The sequence below is a fragment of the Paraburkholderia sp. 2C genome, from assembly GCF_054589215.1.
This window is the reverse complement of sequence record NZ_BAAILL010000017.1, coordinates 144,341-161,256: the sequence shown is the minus strand read 5'-3', so window position 1 is coordinate 161,256 and position 16,916 is coordinate 144,341. Positions and strand designations below refer to the sequence as shown.

General features: G+C 61.9%; 16 protein-coding genes. 9 read left to right on the top strand and 7 right to left on the bottom strand.

Annotated elements, in window-relative coordinates; genetic code table 11:
* Positions 1-25: 25 nt before the first annotated feature.
* Both ACYPXD_RS05270 and ACYPXD_RS05265 read right to left on the bottom strand, forming a co-directional pair.
* Entirely contained in the window at positions 26-154 is a 129-nt protein-coding gene (locus ACYPXD_RS05270; protein ID WP_459708243.1) for an MFS transporter small subunit, read from the bottom strand.
* 12 nt (positions 155-166) lie between these two features.
* Entirely contained in the window at positions 167-1,570 is a 1,404-nt protein-coding gene (locus ACYPXD_RS05265) for an L-lactate MFS transporter (RefSeq protein ID WP_459708241.1), read from the bottom strand.
* Positions 1,571-2,108: 538 nt separating this feature from the next.
* Between ACYPXD_RS05265 and ACYPXD_RS05260 the strand changes: the two genes are divergently transcribed.
* Positions 2,109-2,333, top strand: a complete 225-nt coding sequence (locus tag ACYPXD_RS05260; protein ID WP_459708239.1) for a hypothetical protein — start codon at positions 2,109-2,111, stop codon at positions 2,331-2,333.
* Positions 2,311-3,033 (top strand): GntR family transcriptional regulator, encoded by a 723-nt coding sequence (locus tag ACYPXD_RS05255; RefSeq protein ID WP_459708237.1) that lies wholly within the window; start codon positions 2,311-2,313, stop codon positions 3,031-3,033. Before ACYPXD_RS05260 ends, ACYPXD_RS05255 begins: the two co-directional genes overlap by 23 nt.
* A gap of 192 nt (positions 3,034-3,225) precedes the next feature.
* On the opposite strand, the gene sucD is transcribed toward ACYPXD_RS05255, so the two are convergent.
* Together sucD and sucC are read right to left on the bottom strand one after the other, a co-directional pair.
* Positions 3,226-4,104, bottom strand: coding sequence for a succinate--CoA ligase subunit alpha (gene sucD, locus ACYPXD_RS05250; protein ID WP_459708235.1), 879 nt, complete (start codon positions 4,102-4,104; stop codon positions 3,226-3,228).
* 1 nt (position 4,105) lies between these two features.
* On the bottom strand, positions 4,106-5,311 hold the full coding sequence (gene sucC, locus ACYPXD_RS05245; protein WP_459708233.1) for an ADP-forming succinate--CoA ligase subunit beta: 1,206 nt from the start codon (positions 5,309-5,311) through the stop codon (positions 4,106-4,108).
* Positions 5,312-5,767: 456 nt separating this feature from the next.
* Here sucC and frc point away from each other — a divergent pair, with 456 nt between their 5' ends.
* The 4 genes from frc to ACYPXD_RS05225 all read left to right on the top strand — a co-directional run bounded on the left by frc (position 5,768) and on the right by ACYPXD_RS05225 (position 9,760).
* Positions 5,768-7,015 carry a formyl-CoA transferase gene (gene frc / locus ACYPXD_RS05240; protein ID WP_459708231.1) on the top strand — a complete coding sequence of 416 codons (1,248 nt, stop codon included), beginning with the start codon at positions 5,768-5,770 and terminating at the stop codon, positions 7,013-7,015.
* Between the two features lie 143 nt (positions 7,016-7,158).
* Positions 7,159-8,034 carry an acetate--CoA ligase family protein gene (locus tag ACYPXD_RS05235; RefSeq protein ID WP_459708229.1) on the top strand — a complete coding sequence of 292 codons (876 nt, stop codon included), beginning with the start codon at positions 7,159-7,161 and terminating at the stop codon, positions 8,032-8,034.
* Positions 8,035-8,120: 86 nt separating this feature from the next.
* Positions 8,121-8,936: a fumarylacetoacetate hydrolase family protein gene (locus ACYPXD_RS05230; RefSeq protein WP_459708227.1), complete on the top strand. Its 816-nt coding sequence runs from the start codon at positions 8,121-8,123 to the stop codon at positions 8,934-8,936.
* A 44-nt stretch (positions 8,937-8,980) separates the two neighbouring features.
* Positions 8,981-9,760 (top strand): hypothetical protein, encoded by a 780-nt coding sequence (locus ACYPXD_RS05225; protein ID WP_459708225.1) that lies wholly within the window; start codon positions 8,981-8,983, stop codon positions 9,758-9,760.
* Between the two features lie 86 nt (positions 9,761-9,846).
* Here ACYPXD_RS05225 and ACYPXD_RS05220 read toward each other — a convergent pair whose 3' ends face one another.
* Complete coding sequence (locus ACYPXD_RS05220) at positions 9,847-10,149, bottom strand: hypothetical protein (RefSeq protein ID WP_459708223.1); 303 nt, start codon at positions 10,147-10,149, stop codon at positions 9,847-9,849.
* 99 nt (positions 10,150-10,248) lie between these two features.
* Entirely contained in the window at positions 10,249-11,193 is a 945-nt protein-coding gene (locus tag ACYPXD_RS05215; RefSeq protein WP_459708221.1) for a LysR family transcriptional regulator, read from the bottom strand.
* 383 nt (positions 11,194-11,576) lie between these two features.
* Here ACYPXD_RS05215 and oxlT point away from each other — a divergent pair, with 383 nt between their 5' ends.
* The 3 genes from oxlT (at position 11,577) to ACYPXD_RS05200 (ending at position 15,543) form a co-directional block, all read left to right on the top strand.
* Positions 11,577-12,914 carry an oxalate/formate MFS antiporter gene (oxlT, locus tag ACYPXD_RS05210; RefSeq protein WP_459708219.1) on the top strand — a complete coding sequence of 446 codons (1,338 nt, stop codon included), beginning with the start codon at positions 11,577-11,579 and terminating at the stop codon, positions 12,912-12,914.
* Positions 12,915-13,010: 96 nt separating this feature from the next.
* On the top strand, positions 13,011-14,039 hold the full coding sequence (locus ACYPXD_RS05205) for a LysR family transcriptional regulator (RefSeq protein WP_459708217.1): 1,029 nt from the start codon (positions 13,011-13,013) through the stop codon (positions 14,037-14,039).
* A gap of 52 nt (positions 14,040-14,091) precedes the next feature.
* Positions 14,092-15,543: an aldehyde dehydrogenase family protein gene (locus tag ACYPXD_RS05200; RefSeq protein WP_459708215.1), complete on the top strand. Its 1,452-nt coding sequence runs from the start codon at positions 14,092-14,094 to the stop codon at positions 15,541-15,543.
* A gap of 144 nt (positions 15,544-15,687) precedes the next feature.
* On the opposite strand, the gene ACYPXD_RS05195 is transcribed toward ACYPXD_RS05200, so the two are convergent.
* Positions 15,688-16,665 (bottom strand): 2-dehydropantoate 2-reductase, encoded by a 978-nt coding sequence (locus ACYPXD_RS05195; RefSeq protein ID WP_459708213.1) that lies wholly within the window; start codon positions 16,663-16,665, stop codon positions 15,688-15,690.
* Positions 16,666-16,916: the final 251 nt, after the last annotated feature.

Sequence of the window (16,916 nt, the reverse complement as noted above, 5' to 3'; positions counted from 1 at the left end):
CGCTTGCGCGAAGTATCAGGCTTGCCTAGCCAAACAGCTTGACCGCCTGCAACAGCGTGTTGGTCACGCCCCATGCGAGCGGAATCAGCACGTACAGCCAGAAGATGGCGAGCAGGCCCTTGTTGGACGGATGCTCCTGAGTCGTGGTGTTCATAAGGATCCTCGGTTATTTCTCGGCCGCCAGTTGGGCGTCGGTCATATAGTGCTTGTCGTCGACGCGCTTCACGAGCAGGTTGCAGATAAAGCCGACCACCAGCAGCACGGCCATCAGGTGCACGGTCAGCGTGTACGCATCGGCTTTCGCGACGCCGTGCGCGACTTCATACGCGCGGATGTAGTTCACAAGCACCGGGCCCGCCACGCCGGCCGCGGCCCATGCAGTGAGCAGCCGACCGTGGATGCCGCCCACGAATGCCGTGCCGAACATGTCGGCGAGATACGCCGGCACGGTCGAGAAGCCGCCGCCGTACATCGACAGGATCACGCAGTACGACAGCACGAACAGCGCGATATTGCCCGCATCCGCGAAGGTCGGCACGAAGTAGTACAGCACCGCGCCGAGCACGAAGAAGATGAAGTACGTGTTCTTGCGGCCGACCCAGTCCGACGCCGACGCCCAGATAAAGCGGCCGCCCATGTTGAACAGCGACAGCAGGCCCACGAAGCCGGCCGCGGCCGCGGCCGTCACCGTGCTCTTGAAGCTCTCCTGAATCATCACCGAGGCCTGACCGAGAATGCCGATGCCGGCCGTCACGTTCAGGAACAGCACGAGCCAGATCAGGTAGAACTGCGGCGTCTTCAGCGCCTGGTCGATATGCACGTGGTTGCGCGTGATCATCTTCGTCGTGGTGGTCGCGGGCGGCGTCCAGCCGGCCGGCTTCCAGTCCGCCGGGGGCACGCGGATCGCGAGCGAGCCGATCGTCATCGAGATGAAGTACGCGATGCCGAGCACGACGAAGGTTTCGGCGACGCCGATGCTCGTGGCGCTCTTGAAGTGGTTCATCAGCGCGACCGACAACGGCGCGGCAATCATCGCGCCGCCGCCGAAGCCCATGATCGCCATGCCGGTCGCCATGCCGCGGCGGTCCGGGAACCAGCGGATCAGCGTCGAGACCGGCGAGACGTAGCCGAGGCCAAGACCGATGCCGCCGATCACGCCGTAGCCGAGATACAGCAGCCAGATCTGATGCGTCCACACGCCGACGGCGGAGACGAGGAAGCCGCCGCCGAAGCAGCATGCCGCCGTAAACATCGTGCGGCGCGGGCCGACATGCTCGAGCCACTTGCCGGCGAACGCGGCCGACAGGCCGAGGAACACGATCGCGAGCGAGAAGATCCAGCCGAGGGTGGTCAGCGTCCAGTCATCCGGTGCGGACTGCGTAATGCCGATGACCTTCGTCAGCGGTCCGTTGAACACGGAAAACGCGTAGGCCTGGCCGATACACAGGTGCACGGCGAGGGCCGCTGGCGGCACCATCCAGCGCGAGAAGCCTGGGCGGGCGACGGTGGCCTGCTTGGAAAAGAAGGACGGCGAACCGGATTTATCGCCGGGTTTTGCAATACTGCTCATGTGGTCGGTCTCCGATGGGGTGCGTCTTGTTCGTTATCGGTCGTCAGCTTGTTTAACTTGAGCTTTTGAGGCGGACGGCCTGTTATCGGACCAGAATGCGAACTTAAAACTCATGACGTTCATATGCAGGTTGAGCACATATGACGGTACGACGCGAAACGCCGTCGTGCCGATTTGCGGAACGATATTGTGTACGGTCGTGGTTGGCAATATGAGGTCGGCAAACATATAACTGATGCGTCCGGATCATGACGCACTGCGAAATTCCGGTGATGCGTGGCGGCGTATGTCAGGGCTGTCAGGCATAAGCAACGTGCCCGATCCCAGTATCTCGCGATGCAGCGAAACATCTCGCATACCGTGACTTGTCGATGCGTTTTGCTGAATTTCGCGAGCGCGCCCGTCGCTGGCATGTTAGGTTTTTCACCGAGTTTAAAAAGCAACAGTGCTTGATATACTACATACAAAGTTATTGACGTATGTGGCAGCGCAGCATATGATTGAGTCATTGTGAACACTCAATCGTATGGAGTTTGAAATGGATTTCGTCTCTCTGGCGCTGCTTGCTGTTGGTTTCGTGGGTCTCGGCGCTGCCGCGACCGTTTTGCTGACTAATATGATTCCGTTGCATGTTGCATCGCTCGCCGCGAAGCATGGCCGGTACGCTGGCCTTGCGGGCGCTTATGGCGACGCGATTGTGCCGGCTCCGGTCCGTGCTTCCGTCAAGAAAGAGGCGATGAATGTCGTCGGAACTTCAAACTGAAAACGTAGTGGCTTCGCCGTTGACGCTGGCGCTGCAGCCCATCAATGCAAGCGCCAGCCTGCGCGACCAGGCCTATGCGATGCTGCGCCAGGCGATTGCCGACGCGGACATCTATCAGTCGAAGGACGAAATACGGCTCGACGAGCGTTTGCTTAGCGAAACGCTCGGGGTGAGCCGCACGCCCGTGCGTGAGGCGATGACGTTGCTCGAGCAGGAAGGCTTTCTGCGTATGGTGCCGCGCCGCGGTATCTATATAGTGCGCAAGAGCAAGCGCGAAATCGTCGAGATGATCCAGATGTGGGCGGCGCTTGAAAGCATGGCCGCGCGCCTCGCCACGCTGCACGCGACGGACGAGGAAATCGCGCGGCTGCGCCATATGTTCGACAGCTTCCGCGACACGACGCCGGCCGAGCACATCGCCGAGTATTCGGACGCCAACATCGCGTTTCATCAGGCGATTGTCGAACTGTCGAGGTCGCAGATCATCCTCGAGACGATCAAGAATATTTTTATTCACGTGCGCGCGATTCGCCGGCTGACGATTTCGCAGAGCGACCGCGCGTCGCGCTCGATCGTCGATCATTTGCGCATTATCGAGGCGCTCGAAGAGCGCGATACGGAGCTCGCGGAGCGGCTCGTGCGCCAGCATTCGCTCGATCTTGCCGACTTCGTCGAGGCGAATTGCGACTTTCTTGATTGAGCGTCCGCAGGGCGCTTGCGTGTAGCGTCGCGGTCGCCACGGTGCTGAAGGAAAGAAGGAAAGCCAGCGGGCGCGTCGCCCGCTGGCTTTTTTGCATCTGCGAACCCGCTTGTTTCGTTATCTTTTTTAGAAGGCGCATGTTTTATCTTGTGTGCGCCGTTGCTGCCTGACTCGACCTGCCGTACGCGTCGTTCAATGCCCGCGCAATGCCTGCACCATCGTTTCACCGAGCGCTGCCGGCGATTGCGCGACATGCACTCCGGCTTCCCGCATCGCATCGATCTTCGCGCCTGCCGTTCCTTTGCCGCCCGAAATGATCGCGCCCGCGTGACCCATGCGGCGTCCAGGCGGCGCGCTCGTGCCGGCGATAAAGCCGACGACCGGCTTTTTCGCGCGTGCGTCCTTGAGGAATTGCGCGGCGTCTTCCTCGGCCGAACCGCCGATTTCGCCGATCATGATGATGCCGTGCGTGTCGTCGTCGGCGAGAAACATCTCGAGGCAGTCGATGAAATTCGTCCCGTTCACCGGATCGCCGCCGATGCCGATACAGGTCGTTTGCCCGAGACCCGCGGCGGTGGTTTGCGCAACCGCCTCGTAGGTGAGCGTGCCCGAGCGCGATACGACGCCGATCTTCCCCGGCCGGTGAATATGGCCCGGCATGATGCCGATCTTGCATTGCCCCGGCGTGATCACGCCGGGGCAGTTGGGCCCGACGAGGCGTGTGCCCGAGCCGGCGAGCGCGCGCTTCACGCGCACCATGTCGATGACCGGAATGCCTTCCGTGATGCAGACGACGAGCGGCACTTGCGCGTCGACGGCTTCGAGAATCGCATCGGCGGCGACGGGCGGCGGCACGTAGATGACCGATGCGTTCGCGCCGGTCGCATCGACGGCATCGGCGACGGTGTCGAACACCGGCAGCCCGAGATGCGTCGAGCCGCCTTTGCCCGGCGTCACGCCGCCGACCATTTGCGTGCCGTAAGCGAGCGCCTGTTCGGAATGGAAGCTGCCTTGCGAGCCGGTGAAGCCCTGGCAGATGACTTTGGTATTGCGGTCGATCAGAACGGCCATATTAGTGCGCTCCCGAGTGTTGGACGGCGGCGGTGACGACCTTGTCGGCTGCATCCGCAAGATGATCGGCTGACAGGATCGGCAGGCCCGAGTCGCGCAGAATCTGCTTGCCGAGTTCGACGTTCGTGCCTTCGAGGCGCACGACGAGCGGCACGCGCAGGTCGACTTCGCGTGCGGCGCTGACGACGCCTTCCGCGATCACGTCGCAGCGCATGATGCCGCCGAAGATATTCACGAGGATCGCTTCGACCTTCGGGTCGCGCAGAATCAGCCGGAACGCGGTCGCCACGCGCTCCTTCGTTGCGCCGCCGCCGACATCGAGAAAGTTCGCCGGCTCGCCGCCGTAGAGCTTGATGATGTCCATCGTCGCCATCGCGAGGCCGGCGCCGTTGACCATGCAGCCGATGTTGCCGTCGAGCGTCACGTAGTTGAGCCCGTGCCTGGCGGCTTCGAGCTCGGCCGGATCTTCTTCGGCTTCGTCGCGCAGCGCTTCGATCGACGGATGGCGGAACAGGGCGTTGTCGTCGAAGTTGAGTTTCGCATCGAGCGCGACGATGTCGCCCGACGCGGTCACGACAAGCGGGTTGATCTCGACGATCGACGCATCGAGTTCGATGAAGGCGCGGTACGCGTTGAGAATGAACTGCGTGGCCGACTTGACCTGACTGCCGGCGAGGCCGAGACCGAACGCGATTTTTCGCGCGTGGAACGGCTGCAAGCCGGTGGCCGGGTCGACGGCCACCTTCAGGATCTTCTCGGGCGTGTGTGCCGCGACTTCCTCGATTTCCATCCCGCCTTCTGTCGACGCCATCACCGTGATGCGCGACGTTGCGCGATCGATGAGCATGCCGAGATACAGCTCGCGTTCGATCGCGCAGCCTTCCTCGATATAGACGCGCTTCACTTCGCGGCCGGCGGGGCCGGTCTGCTTCGTCACGAGCACCGACGACAGCATTTGCGCCGCATTTTTCGCGACGTCGTCGATTGTCTTGACCACGCGCACGCCACCCGCGCCATTGAGATCGTTCGCGAAGCGTCCCGCGCCGCGGCCGCCCGCATGAATCTGCGATTTGACGACCCACACCGCGCCGCCGAGTTCGCGGGCCGCTGCGGCCGCGTCGTCCGGCGTGAACGCAACGCGGCCGTTCGGCACGGCGACGCCGTAGCCTTTCAGCAGTTCCTTCGCCTGATATTCGTGAATGTTCACAGACTCCTCCTCACTGGATGTGTTTCGGGATTGGGGCAGTGGGGAAAGACTTCTCTTGACGGGCTGTGAAATATGGTATGTGATATATCAGAATGGTTCAAGAGATGGAGATGGTCGGTATTTTCCCTCGGTCGGACGTCGAAAGCGCGGACGAGGCGGGCGGAAAACCAAGCCAGAAAAGGACTTGACGCGATTCGGACTGGCGCGCCGCAGTATCAAAATACGCTTGATGCGTTGTGATATATCACATACCGTATTGACCGGGGCATGCGAGATGCGCGTCATATACGAGGCCTGGCAAGTTCGGCTACGTCATCGATAACCGCCAGATAACGCATAGGAGACGACTTATGTCCGCAGACGTTTTATCCCCCAACGCCGGCATCGAAGCCCGGCATCGCGCGCTGCCCGTTTCATCCGACCATGAACAGATGAAGCAAGGGAAGGAGACAAATCATGGCTAAGGCACTTGACGGTGTGCGCATTCTCGATTTCACGCATGTGCAATCCGGTCCGACCTGCACGCAGCTGCTCGCATGGTTTGGCGCCGATGTGATCAAGGTGGAGAAGGCCGGTACCGGCGACGTCACGCGCGAGCAACTGCGCGACATCCCCGATGCGGACAGCCTTTACTTCACGATGCTCAATCACAACAAGCGGTCGGTGACGATCGACACGAAGAACCCCGAAGGCAAGAAAGTTCTTGAGACGCTGATCAAAAGCTGCGACGTGCTCGTCGAAAACTTCGCGCCGGGCGCGCTCGATCGCATGGGCTTCACGTGGGCGCATATTCAGGAACTCAATCCGCAGATGATCGTCGCGTCGGTGAAGGGCTTCGGTCCCGGGCCGTACGAGGACTGCAAGGTCTACGAAAACGTCGCGCAATGCGCGGGCGGTGCGGCCTCCACGACCGGTTTCGACGATGGCCCGCCTGTTGTGAGCGGTGCGCAGATCGGCGATAGCGGCACGGGGCTGCACCTCGCGCTCGGCATCGTCACCGCGCTGTTCCAGCGCACGAAGACGAACCGCGGCCAGAAGGTACTCGCCGCGATGCAGGACGGCGTACTGAACCTGTGCCGCGTGAAGCTGCGCGACCAGCAGCGTCTCGAACGCACCGGCGTCATGAAAGAGTACCCACAGTATCCGAACGGCACGTTCGGCGAGGCCGTGCCGCGCGCCGGCAATGCGTCGGGCGGCGGCCAGCCGGGTTGGATTCTCAAGTGCAAGGGCTGGGAAGCGGACCCGAACGCTTACATCTACTTCATCACGCAGGCGCCCGTGTGGGCAAAGATCTGCAACGTGATCGGCAAGGAAGAGTGGGCGACCGATCCTGACTACGCGACGCCGAATGCGCGTCTGCCGCGCCTCAAGGACATCTTCGCCGAGATCGAACGCTGGACGATGACGAAGACGAAGTTCGAGGCGATGGAAATCCTCAACAAGTACGACATCCCGTGCGGCCCGATCCTGTCGATGAAGGAAATCGCCGAAGACGAATCGCTGCGCAAGACGGGCACCATCGTCGAAGTCGATCATCCGGTGCGCGGCAAGTATCTGACCGTCGGCAATCCTATCAAGCTGTCGGATAGCCCCACGGATGTGACACGTTCGCCGCTGCTGGGCGAGCATACCGACGAAGTGATGACCGAGCTCGGTTATTCGGCGGAACAGATCGCGGCGTTGCGCACCGCGGGCGCGATCTGAGCGGTAGTGGTGCGCGGTTCGATGCACGAGGTTCGATGGCAGGAGGCCGACAGGCGCGCGTGTTTTACGTGTCGCCTGTTGGTGCTTCAACCGGCAGTTGACAGGCCGGGCGGCTTCATAACCAGAATCGGAGACGACACGATATGGCCTACGAAGACTCCCTTTCGCTGCGGGAACGCGGCGGCGCTCACTTGTCGCACGGCGCGGCCGAACCGAACAAGGCGGTCGTGCAGCACATCCTCGGCAACGTGAAAGCGGAAGGCCGAACGTCTCTGACGGCGCCGGAAGGCAAGCTCGTGTGCGACGTCTACGGTATTGCCGTGCCGAAGGAAGGGCTTGCGACCGATGCGCGCGAGGCCGCGCAGATCGCGGCGCAAATGGGTTTTCCAGTGGTGCTGAAATTCGTCTCGCCCGAGATTCTGCACAAGACCGAGGCCGGTGACGTGCTGGTCGGCGTGACAAGCGAAGCCGAAGTCGAACACGGCTTCGCGACGGTCATGGACAACGCCAAGCGCTACGGTTTCTATTACACGCCGAAGAATCTGTGCGCAACCTTCTGTACACCGTATGACGTGCGGGGCAAGGCCACGCTGTCGTCGCAATCGGGCGGCATCGGCATGGCGATTATCGGCTTCTCGCGCTCCGCGAAGATGGGCGTTTCCGCGATTGTCGGCCTCGGCAATAAATCGGATATCGACGAAGACGATCTGCTGACCTTCTTCGAACAGGACGATCACACGGAGATCTTCGCGCAGCACTGCGAGGATCTGAAAGACGGCCGCGCATTCGCGGAAGCGGCAGCGCGCGTGTCGAAGAAGAAGCCGGTGGTGAAGGTGGAGATGAAAGCGAAGGGCATTGAGAAGCCGATCGTTGCGTCGCTCGCCGGCGACGTGCAGGTCGAGGAAGCGGCCGAATACCTGTACGAGCACGGCGTGCCCGCCTGCACGTATTCGACTGAAATTCCGGTGGCGGTACTCGGCGCGAAGTACAAGTGGGCGCGTGGCGCAGGGAAAATCTGACGCGCGCTGGATCGTTGTGTATGCAACAAGCGGCGGCGCGGCGCTCTCGCTTATAGAGGCCGCGCCGGTTGCGCAACGGAGTCTGTATGGAAACGTGGATGCGTTTTTTGTCGAGCGACGATCGTATTGTGTTCGGCAAGGTGGAAGGCGGAAATTTGTATGAGCACCTGAGTCTCGAGCATCCGGTGCCGACCGGCGCGGTGCTGCCCGTGCGCGCGCTTAGACCGTTGGCGCCATGCGTGCCGCGAAAAGTGGTGGCGCTATGGAACAATTTCCATGCGCTCGCCGCGAAACTCGAAAAGCCGGTGCCTGCGCATCCGCTGTTTCTGATCAAGCCGGCTGAATCGGTGATCGGCGCTGAAGAGCCGATTCTGCGGCCGGCGCACTACGCCGGCAAGATCGCCTACGAAGGCGAACTCGGTATCGTGATCGGCAAGCGTTGCCGCGATGCGAGCGTCGAAGAAGCGGCCGCATCGATCTTCGGCTACACGATCGTCAACGACGTGACAGCCGCGGAACTGCTTAACGAAAATCCGCACTTTCCTCAATGGTGCAGAGCGAAAGGCTTCGATACTTTCTGTTGTATCGGGCCCGCGATCGCGACGGATTTCGACTGGCGGTCGGCGCACGTCGTGACGACACTCGAAGGTGTCGAACGTCAGAACTATCCGCTATCGGACATGGTGTTCACGCCGGCGGAGCAGGTCAGCCTGATCTCCCAGGATATGACGCTCGAACCCGGCGATGTGATCGCCTGCGGCACGTCGCTCGGCGTCGGCTCGATCAAGGACGGCACGTCGGTGTCGATCACGATCGACGGGATCGGCACCTTGACGAACAGGCTCACCGCGGCGGGCAATACGGTGCGGCAAGCAACGCTTGCCGCTGCAAACGCGGTCTGATACGGCATGAACAGAAGACCGGTAACACGGATCGAGGAGACAGCATGCCGAATGGAGTGACCGGTTCCGGCCAGCGTGGCATCGGTGAATTGAGCGGCAGGCGGCGGCAGTCGATGGTTGCGCTCGCAACGATCGGCTGCTGCGGCGTGGGACTCGTGTCGCTCGCTGGTGCCTTCGCGCGATATTTTTCTTCGGCGTCGGTGCTGGCGGCAAAAGATAGCGGTGAACGGATCGGTCTTTACGTCGCGGTGTTTGCCGGCGCGTTACTGCTGGCCGCATCGGCCATCGCATTCTTCAGACTACGTAATACGATGCGCGACGCGGTGCATGCGCATATCAGCGCATGTCCGGGTTGTGCAGTCGTCGATTTCGCCGCCTTGCTATTGTGTATCTGGCTTGGCTATGGCTTTGTGACCGAAGCGTCGCCCGTAATCGGGTTGGCGGTTCTGCTGGCGGCGGGCGGACTCGCTGCCGCGTTGGGTGTGCATCTCGCGGTGACGGTCGATGACCGCTACGGATTGCTGCACGCGGTGGCCAATGGACGTGGGCAGCGTGCCTCGCATCGAACAGCGAGCGCGCGTTGCGGCATGCCGAGCCGGCGCGAGACGCTGTTTCGTGTCGAATGGCGTGCCGATGCAATGGACATGCGGCCCGCCGATGACTTCACGCAGCGCTGGACACTCACTGTTGCGTCGAAGCGCAGCCGAAGCGGCGTAAACATCAACGGCATGACACGCGATCGCGCACGACGTCATGGTGGGCAACGCTATAACGACCCGACGCGTGGCCACGCACGCATACACCAGCGGAGCGTCGCACGATGAAGCGATGCCTGCGCGAATTCACCCGGCGTGGACTGGTGCGCACCATAGCGCACCTGCCCACCGATGCTCGCGCAGTGCTGGCCACCTCATTCAGCGGCCGCTTCGCGGTAAAACTCGGTTTTCTTCTGGAAAATCAGTTGAGCGAGAAAGTCGGCGTCGTACGCCTTCAGCAGATGCGCATGGAACCGTTCGATATAAGCGGTGATTCGCGCGATTTCGCTGTTGAACTCCTGCTTCAGCACGTCAAGCGTTTCGCTGTCCCAGCGAAAACGCAGGCCGAGATCGCTGAAGGCGCTGTTATACGCGCACAGGCTGGGATCTTCGGGGCTGTTCGCGGCGACGCGAGCAGCGGGCGAAGCGGTGAGCATGGCAACCGAAGTGTGATTCATGACGGGACTCCTGAGCTGGCGAGTGATAAGACTCGACTCAAGCATAGAAGCCCTGATGGATTTGCAATAGTTAAAGTTTTATTTGGATTCCATAGGGAATCACTTATGGGTGATCAGCCGCGTGACGCGCGTGATCTCCTCGATCTGATTCGCGCCTTCTTCCATCAGGAACTGCTTGAACGCAACCGCGACGGGGGGCAGGCGCTTGTTTTTCCTGTGGACGACGTACCAGTTCAGCATCACGGGAAACCCCTCGACATCGAGTACCGTGAGGTTGCCGACCTGCAGTTCGAGGCTGATCGTATGCGCGGACAGGAACGCGATGCCCATGCCGGCGATCACGGCCTGCTTGATGGTCTCGGTGCTCTTGATCTCCATCGCGATCTTCAGGTTCGTGAGGCGCCCCGCGAAGCCTTCTTCCATCGAATTCCACGTGTCCGAGCCGCGCTCGCGCACGATGAACGCTTCTTCGGCGAGCTGGGCCATCTTGATGTGACGCTTGCCCGCAAGCGGATGGCTGGGCGGCGCAACGATCACATACGGGTGCGGCGCGAATGCTTCGTTGATGGCGTCCATTTCGTGCGGCGGGCGCACCATCACCGCAAGGTCGGTTTGATTCGTCGCGAGCTGGTGCAGCAGTTCGTCGCGGTTATGCACCGCAAGGTTCAGTTCGACACCGGTATAGCGGTGCGTGAATTCGGCGAGCAGCCGCGGAAAGAAGTAATCGCCGGCGCTGATCACCGCGACGTTCAGCTTGCCGCCCGAGATGCCCTTGAGCTGACTCATCGCTTCGTCCACTTCGTGGAACTGCTGGATGATGGTGCGGCTGTAGTGAAGCATCTCGTTGCCGGCCGTGGTCAGGTAGATCTTTTTGCCGAGCTGTTCGAAGAGCGGCAAGCCGGCGTGCTCTTCAAGCTGGCGGACCTGGGTGGATACCGCGGGTTGCGTCAGATGCAGTTCTTCCGCGGCGCGCGAGAAGCTCAAATGCCGGGCGACAGTCTCGAACACCTTCAATTGGCGGAGTGTCGCGTTTCTCATCGTCATGGCCGATGTATAAGCTGGAATGAATCGACATGGTAACAAGATTTAATTATCCGTAATTCAGCAATGACCCTAGCATCGATGTAAATGGCGGCGTCCGCCTGTGCACATGTGGTTTACAGCTTGCTTGATGCTCGGGTTAACGCCTAGGCCCAGAATGAATGAGCTAAAGCGGAAGGACAGGTCGCCTGATGCCGCCTTTTGCTTTAGTCGCTGATTTGTTGGACTAACGGAATGACGCATCGCGCTAAACCGTTTTTTGTATGGCAGTGAACCGGCAATTGCCGTTTTCAGACCCGGCGTATCGATCGGGGTAGCACTACAAGGTGGCATGCATGTAATCCGGCAATCCGGCCGGTTGCAGAAAACATATCGGAGACAAAGCAATGGAAGACATTTCTCGACAGGCTCCGGCCCCCGCCTTCTGGCGGAACCGCTGGTGCCAACTCATCATCGGCGTTCTGTGCATGGCGCTGGTCGCCAATCTGCAATATGCATGGACGCTGTTCGTTGCACCGATGAATGCGCGTCATCACTGGGGCCAGGCTTCGATTCAGCTTGCGTTCTCCATTTTCATCCTGACCGAAACCTGGCTCGTTCCGCTCGAGGGTTATCTCGTCGACCGGTTCGGTCCGCGCCCGGTGGTCGCGGTCGGCGCGCTTTGCGCGGGTCTTGCCTGGGTGATGAATTCGTTTGCGACTACGCTTCCCGAACTGTACGTCGCGTCGGTGATCGCGGGTATCGGTGCGGGCGGCGTGTACGGCACCTGCGTCGGCAATGCGCTGAAGCTGTTCCCGGACCGTCGCGGACTCGCGGCGGGGCTGACCGCAGCGGGCTTCGGCGCGGGCGCGGCCGTGACGGTGATTCCGATCGCGAACATGATCACGGCGCAGGGCTACGAGCATACGTTCCTGTTCTTCGGCATCTTGCAGGGTGTGGTGATCTTCATCCTCTCGATGCTGCTCAGGAAGCCTGAAGCGCACAAGGGGCCGGCGATCAAGCGCAAGTTCGCGGTGTCGAAGACCGACTACACGCCTGGCCAGATGATCAAGGCGCCGGTGTTCTGGGTCATTTACCTGTGCTTCGTCGCGGTCGCGGCGGGCGGCCTGATGGCCACCGCGCAAATCGGCCCGATCGCGAAGGACTTCGGTCTCGCGAAGATTCCGGTGACGGTGTTCGGTGCAACGCTGCCGCTGCTTACGATGACGCTGTCGATCGACAACATCTGCAATGGCTTTACGCGTCCGCTGTGCGGCTTCATTTCGGACAAGATCGGCCGTGAAAACACGATGTTCGCGATTTTCATCGGCGAAGGTCTCGCGCTTCTCGGGCTCATGGAATACGGCACGAATCCGTATGCGTTCATGACGTTTGCCGCGCTGATCTTCCTGTTCTGGGGCGAGATCTTCTCGATCTTCCCGGCTATTTGCGCGGACACGTTCGGCAGCAAGTATGCAGCGTCCAACGCAGGCACGTTGTACACCGCGAAGGGCACCGCGTCGCTGCTCGTGCCGATCGCATCGGTGCTTGCTGTCACGGGCGGCTGGAACCTCGTGTTTATCGTGTCGGCGGTGATTACGATCGCGGCCGGCGTATCGGCGAAGTTCGTGCTTGCACCGATGCGTGCACGCTGGATCGAGGCGAGCGACCCGCTCGTGAGTGACGCCACCAAAAGTGGTGGCCCGTCACGACTGAGCACGTGGCCCGAGCAAACGGGCGAATAACGACGAGGCAGATGAGCCGGCCTGCAACCCGGTATGACACACGGGCAGCAATAACAGGCCGGCCGCCTGGCCTCTCAGGAGCATAGCGGCGTACACATGAACGTTTCATTGCAGCAACTGAAGGTGTTCGTCGCTGTCGCGCGCCAGCGCAGCTTTACCCGCGCGGCGCGCGAGTTCGATCTGACGCAGTCGGCGGTCAGCCGCTGCGTTCGCGAACTCGAAGAAGCGATCTCGTTGCGACTTTTCGATCGCACGACGCGCCAGGTCGAGCTGACTCTGGCCGGCGCGAGTCTTGCGCGCCGCATCGGGCAACTGCTCGACGAAATCGACCTGACGCTGCGCGAAGAGCGCGCGGCGCACCATGGTCATACCGGTGTCGTCACCGTGGCGAGCAATCCGGTGTTGTCGTCGAGCTGGGTGCCGGAATGCATCGCCCGCTGCGCGGCGGCCTTTCCCGGTCTTGTCGTCGATGTCAAAGATGAATCGCAAGACGCCGTGCTGGCAAGTGTCGAGCAGGGCGATGTCGATTTCGGCGTCGTCTCGGACGTCGACGCATACAGCAGTGACACGTTGCTTGCACAACCCCTCTTTTCCACCCCTCTTTGCGCGGTCCTGCCGGACACGCATGCGCTCGCCCGCGGCACGACGCTGATGTGGAGCGCGCTCGGCGACGCATCGCTCGTCACGCTCAATGCCGACGCCGGCAGCCGTGCCGCGTTGGAGCGTGCGATCGGCGCGCATCGCGTGCACGTGCGGCGCATGCAGGAATGCGGGCATGTCGCGGCCGTGATGCGTATGATCGAACTGGGGCTCGGAATCGGCGTGCTGCCGATCGGCGCGCACTGGCCGGCGCCCTCCGCACGGCTCGTGGCGCGTCCCTTGCTGCCCGAAGTATCGTTCACGACGATGCTCGTGCGGCACCGCAACCGGACGTTGCGGCCCAATGCCGAGGCTGTGTGGTCGCTTTTCTGCGACCGCGGCCGCGCATCGGGGCGCGCATCCGGTGCGACGCGCGCCGACGGGCATGCGTCGTCCGAGCCCGCACCGGCCGCATCCGCGCCGGTCGCGCCTGCGCCGGCCGCATCCGGCAACGCAGCGCCGCTGCGTACGTCCAGACAAGCTTAAAAAATCCGACGCTTCGGTAGGCCCGGGACTTGTCTTTGCAAGGAGTACTACCATGGGCATTGAATCCGACCTTCAACAGCATGATCTGCTAATCAATGGAGAACGCGTGCCGCCCACAAGCGGCGAATACTCGGTCGACATCGACCCTGCCACCGAACAGCCGATTGCGCGCGTCGCGCGAGGGAACGCCGCGGATGTCGACGCCGCGGTCCGGGCGGCACGCGCCGCGCTTGCGGTCTGGAACGGTATCCGCGCGGGCGAGCGCGCACGCATTCTGGCGCGCTTCGCCGATCTGCTGCGCGCGAACCAGCAGGAAATCGCCGAACTCGAAAGCCTCGACGGCGGCAAGCCGATCTCCGGCGTATTGCGTCAGGATATTCCGGCGGCGATCGATACGCTCGCGTACTACGCGGGCTGGTGCGACAAGATCCACGGCGAAGTCGTGCCGGTACGGCCCGACGCGCTCACTTACACAGTGCGCGAGCCCGTCGGTGTGGTCGCTGCGATCGTGCCGTGGAATTTCCCGCTAATGATCGGCATGTGGAAGATCGCGCCGGCGCTCGCGTGCGGCTGCACGCTGATCGTGAAGCCCGCGGAAATCACGCCGTTATCGGCGTTGCGCGTCGCCGAACTCGCGCTCGATGCGGGTGTGCCGCCGGGCGTGTTCAATGTGGTGACCGGCAAGGGCAGTGTGGTCGGCGATGCGCTCGTCGCTCACCCGGGCGTCGACAAGGTGACGTTTACCGGTTCGCCGTCAGTCGGCCGCGGCATTCTGCAAGGTGCGGCCAGCAACTTCAAGCGCGTCACGCTCGAACTCGGCGGCAAGTCGGCGAACCTGATCTTTCCCGATGCGAATCTCGACAGCGCGGTGCGCGCGGCGGCCTCGGGCGTGTTCTTCAACACGGGCCAGGTGTGCTCGGCGGGCTCGCGCATTCTTGTCCATCGCGATGTTTACGACGATGTCGTCGAGCGGCTTTCCGCGCGCGCGAAGTCGATCAAGGTCGGCGATCCGACGCAGCGCGAAACGGGCATGGGTCCGCTGATTTCCGATGCGCAGATGAAGACCGTGCTCGGCTATGTCGACATCGGCAAGAACGAGGGCGCGTCGCTCGTGACGGGCGGCTCGCGAATTGGCGAGCGCGGCTTTTTCGTCGAGCCGACTGTTTTTGCGAACGTCGAGCACGAAATGCGCATTTCGCAGGAGGAGATCTTCGGGCCCGTGGCGAGCGTGATCCGATTCGACGACGAGGCGGACGCGATCCGGATGGCAAACGGCACGCTGTATAGCCTCGCGGCCGGCGTATGGAGTGCCGATATCGGGCGCGTGCATCGCGTCGCGCATGCGCTCAAGGCCGGCACGGTATGGATCAATACGTATGGCTATACCGATGTGCGTTTGCCGTGGGGCGGGGCGGGCGATTCGGGCTTCGGCCGCGAGCACGGCGATGTCGCGATTGAAAACTTCACGGAGCCGAAGTCGATCTGGCTCGCAATCGATCATTGACAGCGGTGATCAGAATAAGGGCGCATGACTGAACGACTGAGGGCGCGCTCGATAAAACGAGGATCGAACGCAGCGATGCGTCCGATCCCCGATGCGGCTTCATAGGCACCCGAGCCCTTGCGTCATTCGACGACGCAAGGGCTTTTATTCGCCGCTTAGCGCTATTCTTTCGCGCATCTTGACGAGCGCGAGCACGACGTCGATGGTCGGCGTCGGCTCGCCGACAAGGCGGCCCATTTCCTGCACGACGGTCAGCAGCGGGTCGATCTCCATCGGCCGGCGATGCTCGAGGTCGACGAGCGTCGACGTCTTGTGCGCGCCGACCGAACCCGCACCGTCGATGCGCCGTTCGATATCGACGCGGAAATGCACGCCGAGCGGCTCGGCGATTCGCTGCGCTTCAGCCATCATCGTGCGGCACACGTGGCGCGTACCGGGGTCGCCTGCCAGCAGATCGAGCGTGCCATGCGTCAGCGCGCTGATCGGGTTGAAACACAGATTGCCCCACAGCTTGAGCCAGATTTCGTCGCGGATATTGTCGCGAATCGGCGCATCGAAGCCGGCCGCCTGCATCATTTCATGAAGCGCCTGAATGCGCGGTGTGCGTTCGCCGCTCGGTTCGCCGATCGGAAACTTCTTGCCGTACACGTGCTTGACCACACCAGGCTCGATAATTTCCGCCGCCGGATACAGCACGCAGCCGATCGCGCGTTCGGCGCCGAGCTTGTTCCATTGCGAGCCGTCCGGGTCGATGCTCGACAGCCGCGTGCCCGCGAACTTGCCGCCATGCTGATAGAAGTACCAGTACGGAATGCCGTTCACGCCGGTGATAACCGCTGTGTGCTTGCCAAGCAGCGGCTGCATCGCATCGACGACGCCTGGCACCGAGTGCGCCTTTAGCGTAATGAGCACATAGTCCTGCACACCGAGTTCGCTTGGGTCGGACGTGCAGCGCACACGCGCAGACACCTCTTCGCCGTCCATCAATACGCGTACGCCATGCTCGCGCATCGCAGCGAGATGCGGACCACGCGCAACGAAACTCACATCCGCACCGGCGCGCGCGAGTTGCACGCCCATCAACGCTCCAATCGCCCCTGCTCCAAAAACACAGATCTTCATGATGTTCGCCCCAATGACATTGAAAACCCGCTTGCCTCCTGTGCCGGCTTAATAGTGCTTGCCGATGCCGGCATCGTTCGGTGCGTGCTGCGAGCGCGAAGCGCGCGTCGAGCGTCACGCATCCGTAACAGGCGATATGGTGAGCATAGGGGGCTGCATCGATTGAGGACAGTTAAAGTTTATCGCCAAATGCATTAGCGATTACTTATGCGTGCCGACGACCTGCGTAATCGCTGCGACGTGCAGCCCGT